The 20,611-nt window shown below is 66.5% G+C and carries 12 protein-coding genes and 3 pseudogenes; 12 read left to right on the plus strand and 3 right to left on the minus strand.

Going from position 1 to position 20,611, the window contains the following annotated elements; all coding sequences use genetic code 11:
- Positions 1-109 precede the first annotated feature (109 nt).
- From pncB to ACCQ00_RS03985, 9 genes and pseudogenes are all read left to right on the plus strand, one after another.
- A pseudogene (gene pncB, locus ACCQ00_RS03945) lies at positions 110-1,009 on the plus strand (nicotinate phosphoribosyltransferase); the annotation flags it as partial.
- A gap of 68 nt (positions 1,010-1,077) precedes the next feature.
- A protein-coding gene (locus tag ACCQ00_RS03950) for an IS3-like element ISXac2 family transposase (RefSeq protein ID WP_099770635.1) occupies positions 1,078-2,165 on the plus strand; the annotation gives its coding sequence in 2 pieces (ribosomal slippage) (positions 1,078-1,330 and positions 1,330-2,165; 1,089 coding nt in all).
- A gap of 37 nt (positions 2,166-2,202) precedes the next feature.
- Positions 2,203-2,487 (plus strand): annotated as a pseudogene (locus ACCQ00_RS03955) (nicotinate phosphoribosyltransferase); the annotation flags it as partial.
- 205 nt (positions 2,488-2,692) lie between these two features.
- Complete coding sequence (bcsD, locus tag ACCQ00_RS03960) at positions 2,693-3,148, plus strand: cellulose biosynthesis protein BcsD (RefSeq protein ID WP_039574608.1); 456 nt, start codon at positions 2,693-2,695, stop codon at positions 3,146-3,148.
- 28 nt (positions 3,149-3,176) lie between these two features.
- Positions 3,177-3,653, plus strand: a complete 477-nt coding sequence (locus ACCQ00_RS03965) for a hypothetical protein (RefSeq protein ID WP_039574610.1) — start codon at positions 3,177-3,179, stop codon at positions 3,651-3,653.
- Between the two features lie 85 nt (positions 3,654-3,738).
- Positions 3,739-5,883, plus strand: coding sequence for a UDP-forming cellulose synthase catalytic subunit (bcsA, locus tag ACCQ00_RS03970; RefSeq protein WP_039574613.1), 2,145 nt, complete (start codon positions 3,739-3,741; stop codon positions 5,881-5,883).
- Between the two features lie 44 nt (positions 5,884-5,927).
- Positions 5,928-8,255 carry a cellulose biosynthesis cyclic di-GMP-binding regulatory protein BcsB gene (gene bcsB / locus ACCQ00_RS03975; protein WP_039574615.1) on the plus strand — a complete coding sequence of 776 codons (2,328 nt, stop codon included), beginning with the start codon at positions 5,928-5,930 and terminating at the stop codon, positions 8,253-8,255.
- On the plus strand, positions 8,252-9,433 hold the full coding sequence (gene bcsZ, locus ACCQ00_RS03980; protein ID WP_039574617.1) for a cellulose synthase complex periplasmic endoglucanase BcsZ: 1,182 nt from the start codon (positions 8,252-8,254) through the stop codon (positions 9,431-9,433). The genes bcsB and bcsZ overlap by 4 nt, the downstream gene beginning before the upstream one ends.
- Positions 9,415-13,941 (plus strand): annotated as a pseudogene (locus ACCQ00_RS03985) (cellulose synthase subunit BcsC-related outer membrane protein). Before bcsZ ends, ACCQ00_RS03985 begins: the two are co-directional and overlap by 19 nt.
- A 284-nt stretch (positions 13,942-14,225) precedes the next feature.
- Here ACCQ00_RS03985 and ACCQ00_RS03990 read toward each other — a convergent pair.
- The gene (locus tag ACCQ00_RS03990) at positions 14,226-15,884 is read right to left on the minus strand and encodes a PA domain-containing protein (RefSeq protein WP_017157520.1); all 1,659 of its coding nucleotides are present in this window, start codon (positions 15,882-15,884) and stop codon (positions 14,226-14,228) included.
- The gene (locus ACCQ00_RS03995) at positions 15,877-16,302 is read right to left on the minus strand and encodes a post-PEP-CTERM-1 domain-containing protein (RefSeq protein WP_039574620.1); all 426 of its coding nucleotides are present in this window, start codon (positions 16,300-16,302) and stop codon (positions 15,877-15,879) included. Before ACCQ00_RS03995 ends, ACCQ00_RS03990 begins: the two co-directional genes overlap by 8 nt.
- Before the next feature lie 364 nt (positions 16,303-16,666).
- Here ACCQ00_RS03995 and arsC point away from each other — a divergent pair, with 364 nt between their 5' ends.
- Both arsC and def read left to right on the plus strand, forming a co-directional pair.
- The gene (gene arsC / locus ACCQ00_RS04000) at positions 16,667-17,089 is read left to right on the plus strand and encodes an arsenate reductase (glutaredoxin) (protein ID WP_017158542.1); all 423 of its coding nucleotides are present in this window, start codon (positions 16,667-16,669) and stop codon (positions 17,087-17,089) included.
- A 336-nt stretch (positions 17,090-17,425) separates the two neighbouring features.
- Positions 17,426-17,941, plus strand: a complete 516-nt coding sequence (def, locus tag ACCQ00_RS04005; RefSeq protein WP_017157524.1) for a peptide deformylase — start codon at positions 17,426-17,428, stop codon at positions 17,939-17,941.
- Positions 17,942-18,173: 232 nt separating this feature from the next.
- Here the strand turns inward: def and ettA are convergent, their stop codons facing one another.
- Complete coding sequence (gene ettA, locus ACCQ00_RS04010; RefSeq protein ID WP_005910999.1) at positions 18,174-19,835, minus strand: energy-dependent translational throttle protein EttA; 1,662 nt, start codon at positions 19,833-19,835, stop codon at positions 18,174-18,176.
- 224 nt (positions 19,836-20,059) lie between these two features.
- Between ettA and ACCQ00_RS04015 the strand changes: the two genes are divergently transcribed.
- Positions 20,060-20,554 carry an RcnB family protein gene (locus ACCQ00_RS04015; protein WP_017156712.1) on the plus strand — a complete coding sequence of 165 codons (495 nt, stop codon included), beginning with the start codon at positions 20,060-20,062 and terminating at the stop codon, positions 20,552-20,554.
- Positions 20,555-20,611 lie beyond the last annotated feature (57 nt).

The following is a 20,611-nucleotide window of genomic DNA, read 5'->3' on the forward strand; positions in this document are numbered from 1 at the left end:
CCTCCTTGGCGATCGCGGCTGTCTGCCTGAGGACACAGGTGCGGTGCGCGATCACGCGGCTTGCGCACTGCACGCGCTGCCATCGCCGCCAAGGGCATAATCCGGCGGCATGATCATCCATTCGCTGCTCGACACCGACCTGTACAAATTCACCATGATGCAGGCAGTGCTGCACCAGCACCCGGCAGCGCAGGTGGATTACCGCTTCAAATGCCGCACTCCCGGCGTGGACCTGGCGCAGTTCATCGATGAGATCTCGCGCGAGATCGATGCGCTGTGCCGGTTGCGGCTGCGCGAGGATGAAGTGGATTACCTGCGCAGCCTGCGCTTCATCAAGCCGGACTTCGCCGACTTCCTGGCGCTGTTCCATCTGGATCGCAAGTACCTGAGCCTGACCGCATCGGCCACCCATCCGGGCGAGATCGAGCTGACCATCCGCGGGCCGTGGCTGCACACCATCCTGTTCGAGGTGCCGCTGCTGGCGATCATCAACGAGGTATGGTTTCGCAATACCTCCGAGCCGGATTTCGAAGAGGGCCGCAGCCGCCTGCGCGAGAAGGTGGCGAGCCTGCGCAGCATGCCGGCCGGCTGCAAGATCGCCGACTACGGCACCCGGCGGCGCTACTCGCGGCAATGGCATGGCGAGTTGCTGCCGCTGCTGCGCGATGGCCTGGGCGAGCAGTTCGTCGGCACCAGCAACGTGTATTTCGCCAAGCAGTACGGTCTGACCCCGCTGGGCACGATGGCGCACGAGTATCTGCAGGCGTTCCAGGCGCTGGGGCCGCGGCTGCGCGATTCGCAGGTGGCGGCGCTGGAATCGTGGGCGCGCGAATACCGTGGCGATCTGGGCATCGCGTTGTCGGACGTGGTCGGGCTGGATGCGTTCCTGCGCGATTTCGATCTGTATTTCTGCAAGCTGTTCGATGGCATGCGCCACGATTCGGGCGACCCGTTCGAATGGGGCGAGCGCGTCATCGCGCATCTGCAAGCGCACCGCGTCGATCCCCGGGTAATCCCCCCGCCCATTAGCAGACGCCAGAAGTGGAATTTTCTCGTATCCTTTCTCGAGGAGGTTCCATGAAGAAGTCCCGCTTTACCGACAGCCAGATCATCGCCGTGCTCAAGCAGGCCCAGGCCGGTGCGCCCGTGCCGGAGCTGTGCCGCGAGCACGGCATCAGCTCGGCCACGTTCTACAAGTGGCGCAGCAAGTTCGGCGGCATGGACGTGTCCATGGTCGCGCGCATGAAGGAGCTGGAGGAGGAGAACCGCCGGCTCAAGAAGATGTACGCCGAGGCGCAGCTCAGTACCGACCTGCTGAAGGAAGCGCTCGCAAAAAAATGGTGAGGCCATCTCAGCGACGCGAGATGGCCCAATCGGCAGTCACGAGCGGGCGTACGAACATCCGCCACGCCTGCCAGGCCTTCGCGGTGAGCCAGACCTGCTTCCGCTACCAGGCCAAGGCCAGCGAGCAGAACGCCCGGATCGCCGACTGGCTGGTCCGCCTGACGACCGCCCATCGCGACTGGGGCTTTGGCCTGTGCTACCTGTACCTGCGCAACGTGAAGGGCTTTGGCTGGAATCACAAGCGGGTCTACCGGATCTACCGCGAGCTGGAGTTGAACCTGCGGATCAAGCCGAGGAAGCGGCTGGTGCGTGAGCGGCCCGAGCCTCTGGCGGTGCCGGAGGCTATCAACCAGGTCTGGTCGATGGACTTCATGCACGACCAGTTGGCCGACGGCCGCAGCTTCCGGCTGTTCAATGTGCTCGACGACTTCAATCGCGAGGGGCTGGGGATCGAGGTGGATCTGTCGCTGCCGTCAGCCCGTGTGATCCGATCGCTGGAGCAGATCATCGAGTGGCGCGGCAAGCCCGCCGTGATCCGCTGCGACAACGGCCCTGAATACATCAGTGGCGCGTTGCTGTCCTGGGCGCAGCGGCATGGTATCCGGGTCGAGCACATCCAGCCGGGCAAGCCACAGCAGAACGCCTACGTTGAACGCTACAACCGCACCATCCGCTACGCCTGGCTCGCCCAAACCCTGTTCGACACCATCGACCAGGTGCAGGACAAAGCCACCCGCTGGCTATGGACGTACAACCACGAGCGTCCGAATATGGCGCTCGGCGGCATCACGCCTGCCATGAAGTTGGCGATGGCCGCTTAGCTCCACTTCTGGCGACCGCTAGAAGTGGGGGGATTACCCCCGCACCAAGGTGCTGGTGTTCAGCGACGGGCTCAATATCGATAAGGTGATGCGGCTGTATCAGCACTTCCACACGCGCTGCCGGTTGGCCTTCGGGGTGGGCACCAGCCTGACCAACGATCTGGGGCCGACGCCGCTGCAGATCGTGATCAAGATGGTCCGCTGCAATGGCCAGCCGGTGGCCAAGCTCAGCGATTCGCCCGGCAAGAGCATGTGCGAGGACACGGGGTATCTGCGCTATCTGCGCGACGTGTTCGGACTGCCGCCGATGACAGAAGGTTGATCGATCAGGGCGATCCCGCAGGGGACTGACTGGCGGGTGTTCCCGCCCGCTACAGAAATTCCTTACACGCTGTCGGGGAATGCCCGAAAAAAGTGAGACGTAGCTCTCGATTCGGAAGTGGCGGCCGCTAACATGTCATCACACATGCATCACATCGGGTGCATGCGTCGCATGTGACGGCCCTTTTCCTTGCGAAGTCTGTTGAATGAGCGCACTCGACCCGCTGCCGCTATACCGCACGCGCAGTTGCTCCCGGCAATGGCTGGGGTTTGTGCGCGCGATGGCCGAGGAGTTCGGCGCCGAGTTGTCCGAGGACGATCTGGCCCTGTTGATGGCGCGAATCGGCCGCCGCTTCGCACGCGAACAGCGGCTTGCGCCGTGCGCCACGCTGGATGACGCGCAACACGCGGCCAATGCGGTGTGGGACCGCTGCGATTGGGGCCAGTGTGTGTTGGAGGAGTACACCGACCATGTGCAGATCCGGCACGCGGGGGCGCCGTTGAGCGTGGCGCTGCATGGCGCCGCGTGGAGCGATGGGTTCTTGCAGGGCGTGTACGAGGGGTGGTTTCGGCAACTGGGGATGCTGGCAGGTCTGGCGGTGCAGAGCGTGCCGAGCGACACCGTCGATGTGCGCCGCCTGGTGCTGGCGCGCACGGCATGAGCATGTCTGATCGGGCAAGGAGAGTGTGATGACAGCAAACAAGGGCAAGGACGCAACCCAACATGACGACGTGTCGGGCCTGTTCGCGCGTTTGGGGACGCCAGCGAGCCAGGGATACCACGATTTCGCCTACACCCAGCTGCCGCCGCGCACCTCCAGCCTGGCGCAGGCCGATGCGCCGGCAGCGGTCGAACCGATCGCCGTTGCGCCCGATCCCGTGCAGCCGCCGGTGGGAGTTGCAGCGCCGAGGCCGAGCTTGGGCATGCCGGCTGCCGTGCCGGTACCGGAGCGTGCGCCGCAAGCGGTCGTGACGGCAGCAGACCAGGTGCCGGATGCGCTCGCCCCGCTGCGCAAGTTGCGGCAGCTCGACGAACCTGCGCCGCGCGGCGTGCAGCCGGCCGATCGGCCGGCGCAGACGCCGTTGGAGCGCTTGTTCCAGCGCCTGTTGCAGGCCGACGCGCGCAGCTGCGCGCAAAGCCTGCTCAAGCGCCTGCGTTCGCGTTGACCTGTTGCCCATTGTTTCCCCGCTGCAGGCGCCGGTGCGCTTGTGGCTTGTTGTGCCGCACGCCGCCATGCCTGAAGGACGATTGATGACCGCTGCCAGCCGCCATTCCGCATCACCGCTGCCCACGCTGGCGACCTGGGCGCTGTGGTTGCTGGGTGCGTTGCTGCTGGTGTTCGTGGTGGCCGTGCCGATGGATGTGACCCAGCAGCTGGTGTTTTCCGGCGTGCTGTTCGCGGTGGCGCTGGCGGTGCGCAACCGCGGCGGGCGCGTGGTCATCCTGATGATGATGGGGATGTCGCTGGCGGTGTCGTGCCGCTACATCTGGTGGCGCATGACCCAGACCATGGGCGTGGGCAGCGCGGTGGATTTCATCCTCGGCCTGGGCCTGCTTGGCGCCGAGCTGTATGCCTTCGTGATCCTGGTGCTGGGCTACTTCCAGGTGCTGTGGCCGCTCAACCGCAAGCCGGTGCCGCTGCCGGCCGACCAGCGCCTGTGGCCCAGCGTGGACGTGTTCATCCCGACCTACAACGAGCCGCTGTCGGTGGTGCGCACCACCGTGCTGGCGGCCAGCGTGATCGATTGGCCGGCCGGCAAGATCACCATCCATTTGCTGGACGACGGCCGTCGCGACGAGTTCCGCGCGTTCTGCGCCGAGGTCGGCATCAACTACGTCACCCGCACCAACAACGCGCATGCCAAGGCCGGCAACATCAATGCGGCGTTGAAGAAGTGCAGCGGCGAGTACGTGGCGATCTTCGACTGCGACCACATTCCGACCCGCTCGTTCTTGCAGGTGGCGATGGGCTGGTTCCTGCACGACACCAAGCTGGCACTGGTGCAGATGCCGCATTATTTCTTTTCGCCGGACCCGTTCGAACGCAACCTGGACACGCATGGCAAGGTGCCCAACGAGGGCGAGTTGTTCTACGGCCTGCTGCAGGATGGCAACGACCAGTGGAATGCCACCTTCTTCTGTGGCTCGTGTGCGGTAATCAAGCGCACCGCGCTGGAAGAAGTGGGCGGCGTGGCGGTGGAAACGGTCACCGAAGATGCGCATACCGCGCTCAAGTTGCAGCGCCGCGGTTACCGCACCGCCTACCTGGCCGTGCCGCAGGCTGCGGGCCTGGCCACCGAAAGCCTGTCCGGCCACGTGGCGCAGCGCATCCGCTGGGCGCGCGGCATGGCGCAGATCGCACGCATCGACAACCCCTTGCTGGGACGCGGGCTCAAGCTGTCGCAGCGGCTGTGCTACCTCAACGCGATGCTGCACTTCTTCTACGGCTTGCCGCGCATCATCTATCTCACTGCGCCGCTGGCCTATCTGTTCTTCGGCGCGCACGTGATCCAGGCCTCGGCGTTGATGATCCTGGCCTACGCCCTGCCGCATATCTTGCAGGCCAACCTGACCAACCTGCGCGTGCAGAGCCGCTTCCGCCATCTGCTGTGGAACGAGGTCTACGAAACCACGCTGGCCTGGTACATCTTCCGTCCCACGCTGGTGGCCTTGCTCAATCCCAAGCTCGGCAAGTTCAACGTCACGCCCAAGGGTGGCCTGGTGGCGCGCAGCTATTTCGATGCGCAGATCGCCAAACCCTATCTGTTCTTGTTGTTGCTCAATGTGGTGGGCGTGGTGGCCGGCGTGCTGCGGCTGATCTATGTGGGTGGCAGTGGCGAGCAGCAGACCATCTGGTTCAACCTGGCCTGGACGCTCTACAACATGGTGCTGCTGGGCGCCACGATTGCCACCGCCAGCGAAACGCGCCAGGTGCGCAGCGCCCACCGCGTGCCGCTGGATGTGCCGGTCACCCTGTATCTGCCCGATGGCGGTGTGCTGCCGAGTCGCTCGGTGAATTTTTCCACGGGCGGCATGGCGATCACGCTCGCGCAGCCGCAGCCGATCGAGCCGGGCTTGCCGGTGCAAATCGGCCTTAGCCATCGCGGCGTGGAGCAGATCTTGCCGGCGGTGGTGCGCCAGGATCGCGATGGACAGGTCAGCATCCAGTTCACGCAGATGTCGATGGAGCAGGAGCGCTGGCTGGTGGCGTCGACCTTCGCGCGCGCCGACATCTGGCTGTCGCAGTGGGGCCAGCACGACCGCGATTCGTTCTGGCGCTCGATGGGCCAGGTGCTGGAAGCCAGTGCACGCGGATTCGGCCGACTGGGCGGGCATATCGTGGACAGCGCGCGGCAGGGCTTTCGTCCCAGGCGCCCGGTGGATCTGGAGTCGTGAGTGTGATGCGTGATGTTTCCCGTTCTTCTACCAGGGCGCCGCTGATGCGGATGTTCCCGGCCGTGTTGAGCTGTGCGTTGACCTTGCTGGCAGGCCTGGCGCAGGCGCAACAGTCCCTGCCTGCAACGCCATCTGCGCAGGCGGGTGGTCAGATGCAGGCAGCCACGCCTGCGCAGGTGCCCGTGGCCTTCGCAGCGGCGCCGTTGCCAGGCGGCAGCACGCGTGCGGCAACGCTGCGCGAGCTGGGCATCGACTATGAAATCACCTTGCGCGGGGTGCAGGGCAGCGCCGGCGTGCCCTTCAGCGTGCGCAGCGACGAGATCGTCACCGCGGCCACGTTGAATCTCAAATACAGCTACTCGCCCTCGCTGTTGCCCGACCTGTCGCACCTCAAGGTCACCATCAACGGCGTCACCGTGGCCACGCTGCCCACCGACAAGGCCAACTCCGGCAAGTTGCTCTCGGCCGATCTGCCGATCGACCCGCGCCTGGTCACCGATTACAACCAGCTCAACCTGCAGTTGATCGGCCACTACACGCGCGATTGCGAAGACCCCGACCACAGCAGTCTGTGGGCGAATGTGGATGCGGCCACCAGCCTGTCGCTGACCACCACGCCGCTGGCCTTGGCCAACAACCTGGCGTTGCTGCCGGTGCCGTTCTTCGATGTGCGCGACACGCGCCGGCTGGAATTGCCGTTTTATTTTCCGCAGCGCCCGGACACCGCCACGTTGCAGGCGGCCGGCATGGTGGCCTCGTGGTTCGGTAGTCTGGCCGGCTACCGCGGCGCGGTGTTCCCGGCGTCCACCGAGGCCTTGCCGGCGTCCGGGAACGCGGTCGTCTTCGCCACGCCCAGCACCTTGCCCGCGCAATTTGCGACCGCCGACAGCGGCGTGGCCGACATCCCCGGGCCCACCGTGGCCGTGCTGGCCAACCCGAACGATCGCAACGGCAAGCTGCTACTGGTGCTCGGCCGCAACAGCGAAGACCTGCAGCGTGCCGCCACCGCGTTGGCCTTGCACGCACCGTTGACCGGTGCGGTGGCCCGCATCGGCGACATCAGCGCGCCTGCGCCACGTCGGCCCTACGACGCGCCCAACTGGGTGTCGAGCGAGCGCCCGGTACGCTTCGGCGATCTGGTCACCCAGCCCAGCCAGCTCAACGTCACCGGCTATCACCCCGACCTGATCCGGGTCGGCCTGCAACTGCCGCCGGACCTGTTCGTATGGGAACGCGACGGGATCCCGGTTGCGTTGAACTACCGCTACACGCTGCCGGAGCAGGACAACAAATCCGCGCTCAATGTCAGCATCAACGAATCGTTCGTGACCACGCTGCCGCTGACCGGTCGCCCGTTCGCTCAATCCACGCCGATGCGCTGGTGGAACAGCCTGGGCACGCGCGGCAGCATGCCGGTGCATCAGGAACTGACGCTGCCGGTGGGCGCGTTTTCGGCCAACAGCCAGCTGCGCTTTCATTTCTTCTTCGATCGCCCGCAGGGCGAAGCGTGCAAGAACACCTTCCCGGATGTGTCCGGCGCCATCGATGCCGATTCCACCATCGACCTGAGCGGCTTCCACCACTACATGGCGATGCCGAACCTGGCGGCGTTCGCCAATGCCGGCTACCCGTTCACGCGCCTGGCGGACTTGTCCGAATCCACCATCGTGCTGCCCGACAATCCCGGCGATCAGGACCTGAGCAACGTGCTGACCCTGCTCGGGCATTTCGGCGCGTCCACCGGTTACCCGGCGCTGCATGCGCAGATCACTGGCGCCGGCGCGGTGCAGCAGCATGCCGGCCGCGATCTGTTGTTGCTCGGTAGCGCCGAATCGCAACCGTTGTTCAAGCAATGGCGCGCGTATCTGCCGATCGGCCAGGACGGGCGGGCGACCCGCTTTGCGCTGACCGACTGGCTGTTCGAACGACTGCCGCGCTTCCTCTCCTTCGATGCGCGCCGCACCGACCTGCCCACGACTGCCGAGATCGCCCTGCAGCCGCAGCCGGACGACGTACTGCTGATGGGCTTCCAATCGCCACTGGCAGCTGGCCGCAGCGTGGTCGCCTTCCAGACCGAAGACCCGGCCAACATGAGCCGCCTGTTCGAGGCCTGGTTCGACCCGACCCTGCTCAAGGATTTCCAGGGCAGCGTGGTGTTGCTGCAGCAGAAGAAGGTCACCAGCCTGGTCGGCAACCAGAGCTATTACGTGGGGCATCTGCCGCTGCCGACCTGGCTGCGCTGGTATTTCTCGCACCACCCGGTGTGGCTGGCCTTCACCGTGGTGCTGCTGGCGCTGTTGCTGGCCTTGGCCGCACGCGTGCTGCTGCGCAGGCACACGGCCGAGCGGCTCAACGACGGTGGCGGCGCATGAGCGCGCACGCACCTGGCGGTGGCATGACGCGCCGTCGCCTGCTGCATGCAGGCGCATTGGCTGGCGTGGCCGCGCTGCTGCCGGCAGCCGCGATGGCGGCGCCCAGCCAGTGCGGGCCGTGGCCGCTGTGGAGCGCCTTCGTCGACAAGCACATCCAGCCCGATGGGCGGGTGGTGGATTTTCTCAATCCCGATCAACGCTCCACCTCCGAAGGGCAGTCGTATGCGCTGTTCTTCGCACTGGTCAACAACGACCAGGTGCTGTTCGACAAGGTGTTGAGCTGGACCCGCCACAACCTGTGCGGCGGCCGCCCGGATCTCAACCTGCCCGCATGGCTGTGGGGCCGCGATGGCAGCGGCGCCTGGCGCGTGCTGGACGCCAACACCGCCAGCGATGGCGAGTTGTGGATTGCCTATGCGCTGCTGGAAGCCGGCCGGTTGTGGAGCCGCCCGGGCTACCTCAAGGCCGGCCAGCAGATGCTGCAGCTGATTCGCACGCAGGAAGTGGCCGCGCTGCCCGGGTTGGGCCCGATGCTGCTGCCGGGCCGCACCGGCTTCGTCGACAACGGGCGCTGGACGCTCAATCCCAGCTATCTGCCGATCCAGATGCTGCGTCGTTGCGCCAACGCCGACCCCAAGGGCCCATGGGCTGCCATCGCCGCCAACAGCGCGCGCGTGCTGCATGACAGCGCGCCGGTGGGGTTTGCCCCGGATTGGACGGTGTGGGACGGCAAGACCTTCAATGCCGATCCCAAGCGCGGCACTGTCGGCAGCTACGACGCCATCCGCGTGTACCTGTGGGCCGGCATGCTGGACGCCGGCGAGCCGCTGCGCGCGCGCTTGCTGAAGGACCTGTCCGGACCGGCCGACCTGCTCGCCGCGCAGCAGACGCCGGCCGAAAAGATCGACACCGCGCGCGGTGTGGGCACCGGCGCGCTGCCGGTGGGATTTTCTGCGGCGTTGCTGCCGTACCTGAGCGCATTGGGCAAGCCCGCGCTGCTCAAGGCGCAGGCGCAGCGCGTGCCCGCCGCCACGCAACCGGCTGCCGCTGCATTGCCGTATTTCGAACGCACGCTGGCCCTGTTCGGACAGGGATGGCTTGAGAACCGCTACCGCTTCGCCGCAGACGGGCGCCTGTTGCCCGCCTGGAGAACCCCTGCATGCGCCGCCACGACCTGAAGCCGTTCTACCTCGCCGGTATGCTCGCGCTGTGCCTGCTCGCTGCACCGGCAGCGCAGGCGCAGACCAGCGCCACCCAGCAGCTGGTGGAGCAGGGCAACTACTGGCACGACCAGGGCCGCGACGATCTGGCCGCCGACACCTGGAAGAAGCTGCTCGGCATCGACCCGGACCAACCCGACGCATTGCTCGGCCTGGCCCAGATCGATCTGGCGCAGGGGCGCCAGTCCGAAGCGCGCAAGCGCCTGCAGCAACTCGAAGGCGCGCATCCGCAATCGCCGCAGGCGCAGCGCCTGCGCGTGGCGATCGGCGCGCGCGGCAGCAGCGGCGCGGGCGAAGATTCCAATCTGCGCAATGCACGCCGCGCCGCCTCGGCCGGGCGCTATGTGGAAGCCGCGCGCAGCTACGAAGCCGCCTTCGCCGGCAAGTCGCCGCCGCCGAACCTGGCGCTGGAGTACTACCAGTCGCTGGCGGGCACTCCCACCGGTTGGGAGCGTGCCCGCGACGGCCTGCGACGCCTGCAATCCAGCGACCCGGGCAATCCGTCCGTGCAGCTGGCGCTGGCGCAGGTGCTCAGTTACCGCGAACCCACCCGCCGCGACGGCATCGCGCAATTGCGCACGCTGGCCCAGCGCGCGGACGTGGGTGGGCCGGCACGCAGCAGCTGGCGCCAGGCGCTGCTGTGGCTCAATGCCGGCATGGCCGATGCGCCGCTGTACCAGGCATTTCTCGCCGGTACCCCGAACGATGCCGAAGTGAACGCCAAACTTGGCCAGCTGCGCGCGCAACGCACGGTGGCCGCCACGCCGGCCGATCCCAATGGCGTGCTGCTGGGCGAAGGCTTCCGCGCGCTGAGCGCGAACAATTTGAGCGCAGCCGAACAACGCTTCACCCAGGTCTTGCGTGCACGTGCGCGCGACCCCGAAGCGCTCGGCGGCCTGGGCTCGGTACGTCTGCGTCAGCAGCGCTTTGCCGAGGCGCAGGAACTGCTGCGCCCGGCCGCGGCCAGCAACGGCAAATGGAACAGCGCACTGGAGAGCGCGCGCTACTGGCAGCAGCTGCAGCAGGCCGACGCGGCGCGCGCGCGCGGCGATCTGGCCCAGGCGCGTCAGTTGCTGGAGCAGGCGGTGCAACTGCTGCCCAACGAGCCGGCCGGACACGTGGCGCTGGGTGACGTGCAGGCCGCCGGCGACCCGGTTGCTGCCGAAGCCAGCTATCGCAAAGCCTTGTCGCGCGATGCCGACAATGCCGGCGCGTTGCAGGGCCTGGTCGGGCTGTACAGCCGCCAGGGCCGCCTGCAGGAAGCCAGCGCGTTGTTCGACCGGCTGCCCGCGGCCGAGCGCGCCAAATCCGGTGGCCAAGCCTTGCTGCGCTCCAACGTGCAGCGCGCCCGTGCGCGGCAGTTTCTGGATGGCGGCGATGCGGTCAGTGCGCAGACCGAGCTGGAAGCGGCCATGGTCGAACGCCCCGGCGATGCCTGGATCCGTCTGGACCTGGCGCGGCTGTACCAGCAGGCTGGCCGCCCGGATCAGGCGCGCAGCGTGATGGACGGCCTGCTCGCGGTCCATGGCGACCAACCCGAGGCGCTGCACGCCAATGCGCTGCTGGCGCAGGAAAGCGGCGACTGGCAGGGCGCCTACGACAGCCTGGACCGCATTCCAGCCGCGGCACGCATGCCGGCGATCACCCAGCTGCGCGCCACCGCCTGGATCGAATTGCAGGCGCGTCAGGCGCGGCAGTTGGTCGCGCAAGGCAGGGTGGGCGAGGCGCAGCAGTTGCTGGCGCGTACCGAGACGGCGCTGGGCAATCAGCTCGACGATCCGCAACTGCTGGCCGCCCTGGCCGGCGCACATGCCGACGCCGGCAACACCCAGCGCGCGTTGGTGCTGGCCCAGCGGCTGGTCACCGGCGCCAACCCGCGCACCGAAGACCGCCTGCAATACGCCAGCGTGCTGCTGCGCGCGCATCAGGACGCCGAGCTCTCGGCGGTGTTGCGACAGCTGCAGGCCACCACCATGAGCCCGGAGCAGCTGCGCCGCTACCAAGGCCTGCGCAGCGCCTACACGCTGCGGCAGGTGGATGCATTGCGTGAGCTCGGCAATCTGGACGGCGCCTACGACGCGTTGTCGCCAATACTGGCGCAGCAGCCGGACAACCGCGATGCGCAGGCCGCGCTCGCGCGGTTGTACGTGGCCGCCGGCGAGCACCGCCAGGCGCTGGCGATCTACCAGCAGATCCTGCAGCGTCAGCCCAGCGATCTGGACGCGCTCACCGCAGCGGCCAACAGCGCCGCCGCGCAATCGGACCTGCGCAATGCAGAGAGCTATCTGCAACGCGCACTGGCGCAGGCGCCGGAGTCGCCGGAGGTGCTTGCAGCCGCCGGTCGCGTGTATCGCAGTGCCGGCAAGAACCGCAAGGCCGAGCAGTATTTCCGTGCAGCGCTGGCGGCGCAGCAGCGGCAGGCCGGGCAGCTCGACAATGGCCTGGCGTCTGCACGAGGCCCGGCAGCCGTCGCCGCGTCCGGTCGCCAGCTCAACCCGTTCTCCGGCATGACCGGCGCCATGCCGCGTTCGCCGGCGGGGCTGTCCGAACGCATGGACGCCGGCAGCGCCTACAACGACGTCGCAACCGCACCGGTCGCGTACGGCGCGCCGCTTGCCATGCAGCCCAGCGCCGCACGTGGCGCGACTGCCGCACCCGTCGATGCCGCCGATATCGGTCGCGACGCGTTGCCGCAACCGGTGCGCGCCAGCAGCGCGTCTTCCACGTTGCCTGCCCCCGGCAGCCGCTTGCGCGCTTCCACGCATGGCGCGCTGCCGCCTGTGTCGGGCAGCGATCTGCAACCGCGCAGCAACGCCGCGCACGCACTGCCTGCACGCAGCAGCGGCAACAGCGTGCTCGACGAATTGCGCGCCGTGCAGGCGGAAAACAGCGGCGGACTTGCCGGCGGCGCGCTGTATCGCGCACGCGACGGCGAAGACGGCCTGGGCCGTCTGGACGATATCGAAATGCCGGCGCAGGCCGAATTCGCCGTCGGCGAGGGCAAGCTCGGCGTCACGCTGACACCGACCGTGGTGGATGCCGGCACGCTCGGCACCGACTACGCCACCGCCAGCCGCTTCGGCACCGGCCCGCAAAGCGCCATCGGCGATGCACTGGCCGCCAACCGTGGCCCGATCGACACGCTGATCGATTCGCCGATGTATCAGCTGCTCGCCACCGAAGGCGATACCGCCGCCACGCGCGAACGCCTGCGCCGCTACACCTTGGATACCGGCCTGTTCAATGCGCTGTTGGTGGAGAACAACAACAGCAATGCCGCTGCGCTGGCTGCGTTGGCCAACGAGCCGCTGCCGGCCTACCTGCTCAGCATCAACGCTTCCACCACGCCGATTGCGCAACTGGCACGCGACATCCTGGGCAATGCCGCGCTCAGCGAACAACTGGGTGCCGGCGATGCGGCCGCATTGCGCGCACTGGCCGGCAGCACGGCCGCCGCGCAGCAGACGCCGGCTGGCCTGGCCGACACGCTCGATGCCATGGCCGCCAGCGGCAATGGCAGCCGCCGGCTCAGCCAGGACGACACCGGCGTGGGCGTCGGCGTGCGGTATCGCAATGGTGGTTTCAGCGCCGATGTGGGCAGCACGCCGATCGGGTTCCAGGAACAGAACCTGGTCGGTGGCGTGGGCTATCGCGGCGAGCTTGGCGACACCGTCAGTTGGTCGGCCGAGGCCTCGCGGCGTGCAGTCACCGATAGCGTGCTGTCGTTTGCCGGTGCGCAGGACGGCCGCAGCGGCCGCGAATGGGGCGGTGTGACCAGCACCGGTCTTTCGCTGTCGGCCACTGCCGACAACGGCCTGCTCGGCGGCTAGGCCAACCTTGCCGCGCACCGCCTGCAGGGCAACAACGTGGCCGACAACGACCATCGCCAGGTCGACCTGGGCTTTTACGTGCATGCGCTGGAAACCGAGCATCAATCGCTCACCGCCGGCGTCAATCTGACCACCATGCAGTACGACAAGAATCTCAGCGGCTTCACCTACGGGCACGGTGGCTACTTCAGCCCGCAGGACTATGTGGACCTGGGGTTCCCGGTGCATTGGAGCGGGCGCACGGCCGGGCAGGCGGTGAACTGGAAGGTGGACGCCAGCGTCGGTGTGCAGCATTTCAGCACCGACGCCTCGCCGTATTTCCCCACCGACCCGACCCTGCAACAGGCAGCCTACGACGCCGCGTCGCTGGCCGCGCTGCTCGGTCTGGTCAATCGCTACACCGACCCGGTGTATGCGGGCGAAAGCCGCACCGGGGTGTCCTACAACCTCAGTGGCGCGGCCGAATGGCAGGTGGCGCCGCAGCTGTTTCTGGGCGGGCGGCTGACCTTCAACAATGCACGCGACTACAACCAGTTCAGCAGCAACCTCTACTTGCGTTTCGTGATGGATCGCCTGGGCACTGCGCTGGGGCGTGCGCCGCAGGTGCTGACCTCGCCATATGCGGCGGATCGCTGATGGCGTGGCAAGCCTGATGCGGCGCTGATCGGATATGCAGCAAGTGCGTGCAGCAAGTGCGCGCAGCAGGTGTGCGCAGCGAATGCACGCGGCGGAGCATGATGCGACAGCTGGCTGCCGCGTGCATCGCGTTCGCGCCCTGACGTGCTTCCAGCTGTTGTTTTTGAGTGGCAGCAGCGGTGCGTAGAACGCTTGGCCTGCGCTGAACGCCACGATTGCGGACAAACGAACGGCGCCTCCCGGCGCCGTTCGCATTACCGCGTTTTACGCACCGCGTGCGGCGCTTATGGACGCACCTTGGTGGCGCAGACAAAGACCGCTGCCTGTTGCACGCGGCTGATCACGCCCTGGCTCTGCAGCTCGCGCGCGTGTTCGTCCATGCAGGTCAGGTAACCCAGGCGGTTGCCTGCATTCTGCGTCTTGCACAGGCTGCTTTCGGCAGACACGTTCGCGCCCGGAATCAGGCCGCCGGTTTCCACCGTCGGGACCAAGGTGTTGCAGGTGCCCAACTTGGCCAGCCCGGTGTTCAAGGTCCAGCCGATGTCGGCAAACAGCGCCGGGGTCAGGTCGATGTTCACGTGCGCCTGCACTTCCGGTGTATCGAACGGTTCCATCAAGGCATTGGGCTGCAGATCGGTATCGAAGTGCGAGAACGTCGAACCACCGGCCACCACGCTGGGCGAGTACAGCCGCGTGCGACCTGCGCTGTCGGTGCCCTGCAGCAGCTGCGGGTCTTCGTACAGCGCCGCGACCACCGCGGTGCTGCCCTTCAGACGCGCGCCATCGGCCTGCGAGACCATGATGGCGGGGATGGTGATGTCGGTGATCGGCGGTGCCGCATTGCCCATCGTCTGCACACCGGCCGCGTTGTTGGCGACGATCACGCCCACCGCGCCGTTGAGCTGCGCATTCTTCACCTTGATCGCGAACGCGCAGGTGCCGCGGTCGATCAGCGCCACCTTGCCGGCCACGTCGGCCGCATTGACGAACGGGGTTTCGCAGCCATCGCTGGCCGATGCGGCCGCCACGCCATCGTTGACCGTCACCACCGAACGGGCCGGGAAATTGGCCGCCGTGGCCAGCGGACCGAAGCTGGCAAAGCCCACTTCGAACTTGCCCGCCGCGCTGGCCGGTGCGGTGACGCGCAGCAACGTGCGCGGATCCAGGATCAACGCCGCCTCGCGATTCACGCGCGTGCCGGCCCATACCGTACGGCCGGGCGTGCGCATCGCTTCGGCGCGCAGGGCGTCGGTCATGGTCGGGTCGTCGAAGCGCTTGTTCTGGACGTTGTCGTAGGCCTGCGAGGTGTAGACGTCGGTCAGGCCGCTGCCCGAACCCAGCACGCCGGTGGTCTTGTTGAGAAAGCCTGCAGCGCCCAGGCCGTGGCCGATCTCGTGCATCACCACGTTGAGGAAGTTGATCTGGCCTTCGGGCGTCTTGCCGTCCAGACCCAGATACCAGCCGGAACCAGCCAGGCAATCGTCCTTGCCCAGGTCGCCGTTGAACTGCGAAAACACGTCGGCCGGATCGGCCGGATCCGGCACCAGGTCCTGCCCGGCGATCGCATCGCCCAGCGCGGACGGATACAGCGTATTGGCCTTGGCGCCGGGGAAGTTGTTGACGATCCAGTTCGGACCGGCCTGGCCCAGCGTGCCGCCGGTGGCGGTACAGGTCAGCCGTGCGAACGAGGCATACACCTTGATCTCGACGTTGCTCTGCAGCACCGCGCCCCACAGGTCCATGGCGTACTGGTAGGCGATGCGGCGTTGCTCGCCGACCGTGCGGCCCGGGTTGCCACCCAGTGGTGCGGCAGCGGTCGGGTCGTTCAAACCGACCACGGTGCCGGCATCGCCATTGATCAGCGTGACATTGGCTGCCCGCGCATGCAGCGGTGCCAGCGCGGCCGCCACGGCCAGGGACAACAGCAACAAGGGCTTATTCATGCGGCAGCGCTCCGTGCTCGGCGTGGGTGGGTTGGGTGGCGTCGGCGTCTTGGCTGTGTTCGATGACAATGCGCCCATCGGCTTGGCGGGTTGCCGTCAACGCACTCATTTGGGTGGCCGGCAACTTGCGCGCCACGGTGCCATTGGGCAGGCGCCGCTCGGTCGCGCGTGCGGCCGCTTCGGTCTGCGGAACCGAGCTGCGTGCGGCGCTACTGCGTGCTGCGGAGCCGGCAGCGGCCGCCTGTTGATCCAGCGCCGCGCTCTCGGCGTCGGTCAGTGGGCGCAATTTGCCGGTGGTGGGGTCGATGCCGACCTTGGAACTGCTGGTAGCCGCTTCCTGCGCTGCAGCGATCGCCGGCAGGCATGCGAGACACAACACACCGGACAGCATCCATCCGGGCTTGCGAAAGCTCATCATCGTTGGGGTTTCCTTGGGTCCAACAGGGGAAAAAACGCCGTGCTGACACCGGCGCTCGGGAGAATCCTTCCATTTCACTCTGTTCATGACTGAATCATGAATCCGTGATTCGTGTCAATCTTTTGACACATTCGCCGTGGAGTGCGAAGCGGCAACCTGAAAAAGTCATCGGCAGGGTCGCAGCCCTGGGAGTTCGCTGCCTTCGGCACCGGCACCGGCACCGGCACCGGCACCAAGGCGCCAGCGCACGCCATGGCAGCGCTCGGCATGCCCGGACGCCACTCATACACTGGCCGGTCTGGGCATCGTTCGGACATCCGTTGCCGGCGCCGCCCTCCATCAGCCAACCCAGCGCCAGGCCACCATGCACGCCGTCATCTACCACAATCCCGGTTGCGGAACCTCCCGCAACACCCTTGCCCTGATCCGCCACACCGGCGTCGAACCGCAGATCGTCGACTACCTGCAGCATCCGCCAAGCCGCCAGACGCTGCAGTCGCTCATCGCCGCTGCCGGCATCACGGTCCGCGAGGCCATCCGCCAGAAAGGCACGCCCTATCTGGAACTGGGCCTGGACGATCCCGCGCTGGACGATGCGGCGTTGTTGAGCGCAATGCTCGCCCATCCGATCCTGATCAACCGCCCATTCGTCCAGACCACGCGCGGCACCCGCCTGTGCCGCCCCTCCGAATTGGTGCTGGACCTGTTGCCGCCAGCCACGCGCGGCTTCGTCAAGGAAGACGGCGAACACGTGCTGGACGAGGCCGGTCGACGCATCGGCCGCTGACATGTTCGAGCCGGTCCAACCGGCGCGACGCTGGCGTTGCGCTGCCTCGCTGGCCGCAGCGCTGACGTTAAACGCAGCGGGCTTATCCACGGCACGCCGATGACCAAGGCAGCTGCACGCCTACTTCTGCATGCATCCGGCCTGTTGAGCGCGGCAAACACGGCCACGGCACGCACCGCGCGCTGGCGCGATCGCTGCCCGGCGTCGGCATGCAAACCCGCGGCAGCGACCGCACGTACACGGCAGCGGCTGCGTGCCTTTTGCACTACTTGCACCTGCTCGCTACCGGTTGTCAGCCGCTCTAGAATCCACGCCACGATCGTCAGGAGCACTCGCATGATTCGCGAAATTATCCGCATGGGCGACAAGCGCCTGCTACGCGTGGCGCCACCGGTCACCAACCTGGGCAGCGCCGAGTTGCACACGCTGGTGGCCGATATGTTCGAAACCATGGACGCTGCGCGTGGCGTCGGTCTGGCAGCACCGCAGATCGCGGTGGATCTGCAATTGATGGTGTTCGGTTTCGATGCCAGCGAGCGCTATCCCGAAGCGCCCGCAGTGCCGCGCACGGCCCTGGCCAACGCGCAGATCGAACCGCTGTCGGAAGAACTGGAGAACGGCTGGGAAGGCTGCCTGTCGATTCCCGGCCTGCGCGCAGTCATTCCACGCTATCGCTTCATTCGCTACCGCGGCTTCGCACCCGACGGCACTCCGATCGAGCGCGATGCCGAAGGCTTCCACGCACGCGTGGTGCAGCACGAATACGATCACCTGGTCGGTCGCCTGTATCCCTCGCGCATCGAGAATTTCGACACATTCGGTTTCGAAGACGTGCTGTCCTACGACCTGTGATGCATCTCTATAGTCCGCCGTCGATGGATTGATGCAGGTGCAGCGCACCTCGATATGCAGCAGGCGTGTGCGTGGGTAATGCATCTGCAGGAACCATGAGCTAGGGCACCTCGAGAGACATCGCGATAGGCAATCGTCGCTTGGCAAGGCAGGCCATAACCAGGCGCCCAGTTGCCAAGTACAGTATAAAAAAGGCGCCTTTCGGCGCCCTTTTTTCTACTCCGACGGCGACTTACTTCAACGCCTTGAAGCGCAAACGCTTTGGGCCGGCGTCGTCGCCCATGCGGCGGCGCTTGTCTTCTTCGTACTCGCGGTAGTTGCCCTGGAAGAACTCCACGTGCGAGTCGCCCTCGAAGGCCAGGATGTGCGTGGCGATACGGTCCAGGAACCAGCGGTCATGCGAAATCACGAAGGTGTTGCCGGGGAACTCCAGCAACGCATCTTCCAGCGCACGCAGGGTTTCGATGTCCAGGTCGTTGGACGGTTCGTCCAGCAGCAGCACGTTGCCGCCCTGCAGCAGGGTCTTGGCCATGTGCAGGCGACCGCGCTCGCCACCGGACAGCGAACCGACCATCTTCTGCTGGTCCTGGCCCTTGAAGTTGAAGCGGCCGATATAGGCGCGCGACTGGATTTCGATGCCGTTGATGTTGAGGATGTCCAGGCCGCCAGCGATTTCCTGGAACACGTTGTGGTTGCCTTCCAGTGCGTCGCGGCTCTGGTCCACGTAGGACAGCTGCACGGTCGGTCCGACCACGATCTCGCCGGAGTCCGGCTTCTCCTGGCCGGTAATCATCTTGAACAGGGTCGACTTACCGGCACCGTTGGGGCCGATGATGCCGACGATGGCGCCCGGCGGCACGATCATCGACAGGTTGTCGATCAACAGGCGGTCGCCGAACTTCTTGGACACGTTCTTGAACTCCATCACCGCATTGCCCAGGCGCTCGCCCGGCGGGATGAAGATCTCGTTGGTTTCGTTGCGCTTCTGGTAATCGACCGACTGCAGCTCTTCCAGGCGGGCCAGACGCGCCTTGCCCTTGGTGCGGCCGCCCTTGGCGTTCTGCCGCGACCATTCCAGTTCCTTCTGGATCGCCTTCTGGCGAGACTTTTCCTGGTTGTCTTCCTGCTTGAGGCGCTCGTCCTTCTGGGTCAGCCAGTCGGTGTAGTTGCCCTTCCACGGAATGCCGCGGCCGCGGTCCAGTTCCAGGATCCACTCGGCGGCGTTGTCCAGGAAGTAGCGATCGTGGGTCACCGCCACCACGGTGCCGGTGTAGCGCGCCAGGAACTGCTCCAGCCATTCCACCGACTCGGCGTCAAGGTGGTTGGTGGGTTCGTCGAGCAGCAGCATGTCCGGCTTCTGCAGCAGCAGGCGGCACAGCGCCACGCGGCGCTTTTCGCCACCGGAGAGCTTGCCCACGATGGCGTCCCACGGCGGCAGGCGCAGCGCATCGGCGGCCACGTCCAGTTGATTTTCCAGCGTATGCGCATCGCCGGCGGCCAGGATCGCTTCCAGGCGTTCCTGTTCCTTGGCCAGCGCATCGAAGTCAGCGCCTTCTTCGGCATAGGCCAGATACACCGCATCCAGCGCGGCCTGGGCCTGCAGCACGTCGCCCACGCCTTCTTCCACCGCCTCACGCACGGTGTGCTCGGGGTTGAGCTGCGGTTCCTGCGCCAGGTAGCCGACCTTGATGCCCGGTTGTGGGCGCGCCTCACCTTCGAAATCGGTGTCCACCCCGGCCATGATCTTCAGTACCGTGGACTTGCCCGCGCCGTTCAGGCCCAGCAGGCCGATCTTGGCGCCCGGGAAAAAGCTCAGCGAGATGTCCTTGATGATCTGCCGCTTGGGCGGGACCACCTTGCTGACGCGGTTCATGGTGTAGATGTATTGCGACATGGGGGCTCCGTGGACGCAGGCAGCCCGCCGGCCGAGGCCGGAGGCAGCGGAAAAGGGGTTGCGCCAATTATACGGGCAAGTGGCTTGGGTCGCGGCAGCACCCCTGCAGCTAAACGGCACCTTGCTTGCGACCTGAATAGGCTTTTTCGTAATCGATTCTAGCAAGAATGCGTTAAGGCGGTCCGCCTCTTAATGAAATTACGACACCGCGAACAGGAACTGTCATGAACCGCAAACGCATCGTTACCGTTGTGCTTTCCTCCATCCTGGCGCTGGGTGCCTTCGCACCTGCTGCGTTCGCCGGAGATTGGGACCGCGACCACGATCGCCGCGGCCCTGACCGTCACCATGGCCATGATCGACGAGACTGGCGCGATGACCGCCGTGACGACCGTCGCGAGTGGCGCCAGGACCGTCGCTACTACAGCAATGGCTATCGCGAGGGCTACCGCGATGCCCGCTACCAGGACCGCCGCTACGACCGCAATCGCGTCTACGTCTACGATCGTCCGGCGTACTACCGCGCCGGCCCGCCGCCGCGTCCGTATTGGGCCCGTGGCCAGCGCTACCACGGCCCGGTCTATGTGGTGAACGATTACGACCGCTATGACCTGCGCCGTCCGCCGTACGGCTACCGCTGGCAGCGCGACGACCGCGGCAATCTGCTGCTGGTGGCCATCGCCACCGGCATCATTGCCGACCTGGTGCTCAATAACTAAACGGGCGCGGCCGCCGGGTCCTTCCCGGCCGCGGCCGGCAATCGGTTCAGTCATCAC

This window comes from Xanthomonas sp. NCPPB 3761 (genome assembly GCF_041475705.2).
In the GTDB taxonomy this organism is placed as follows: Bacteria; Pseudomonadota; Gammaproteobacteria; order Xanthomonadales; family Xanthomonadaceae; genus Xanthomonas; species Xanthomonas phaseoli.

Bases quoted from the DNA above. Each gene is read 5' to 3' on its own strand.
- bcsD (WP_039574608.1), top strand. From the start codon at position 2,693: ATGAGCGCACTCGACCCGCTGCCGCTATACCGCACGCGCAGTTGCTCC.
- ACCQ00_RS03965 (WP_039574610.1), top strand. From the start codon at position 3,177: ATGACAGCAAACAAGGGCAAGGACGCAACCCAACATGACGACGTGTCG.
- bcsA (WP_039574613.1), top strand. From the start codon at position 3,739: ATGACCGCTGCCAGCCGCCATTCCGCATCACCGCTGCCCACGCTGGCG.
- bcsB (WP_039574615.1), top strand. From the start codon at position 5,928: ATGCGGATGTTCCCGGCCGTGTTGAGCTGTGCGTTGACCTTGCTGGCA.
- bcsZ (WP_039574617.1), top strand. From the start codon at position 8,252: ATGAGCGCGCACGCACCTGGCGGTGGCATGACGCGCCGTCGCCTGCTG.
- ACCQ00_RS03990 (WP_017157520.1), bottom strand. From the start codon at position 15,884: ATGAATAAGCCCTTGTTGCTGTTGTCCCTGGCCGTGGCGGCCGCGCTG.
- ACCQ00_RS03995 (WP_039574620.1), bottom strand. From the start codon at position 16,302: ATGATGAGCTTTCGCAAGCCCGGATGGATGCTGTCCGGTGTGTTGTGT.
- arsC (WP_017158542.1), top strand. From the start codon at position 16,667: ATGCACGCCGTCATCTACCACAATCCCGGTTGCGGAACCTCCCGCAAC.
- def (WP_017157524.1), top strand. From the start codon at position 17,426: ATGATTCGCGAAATTATCCGCATGGGCGACAAGCGCCTGCTACGCGTG.
- ettA (WP_005910999.1), bottom strand. From the start codon at position 19,835: ATGTCGCAATACATCTACACCATGAACCGCGTCAGCAAGGTGGTCCCG.
- ACCQ00_RS04015 (WP_017156712.1), top strand. From the start codon at position 20,060: ATGAACCGCAAACGCATCGTTACCGTTGTGCTTTCCTCCATCCTGGCG.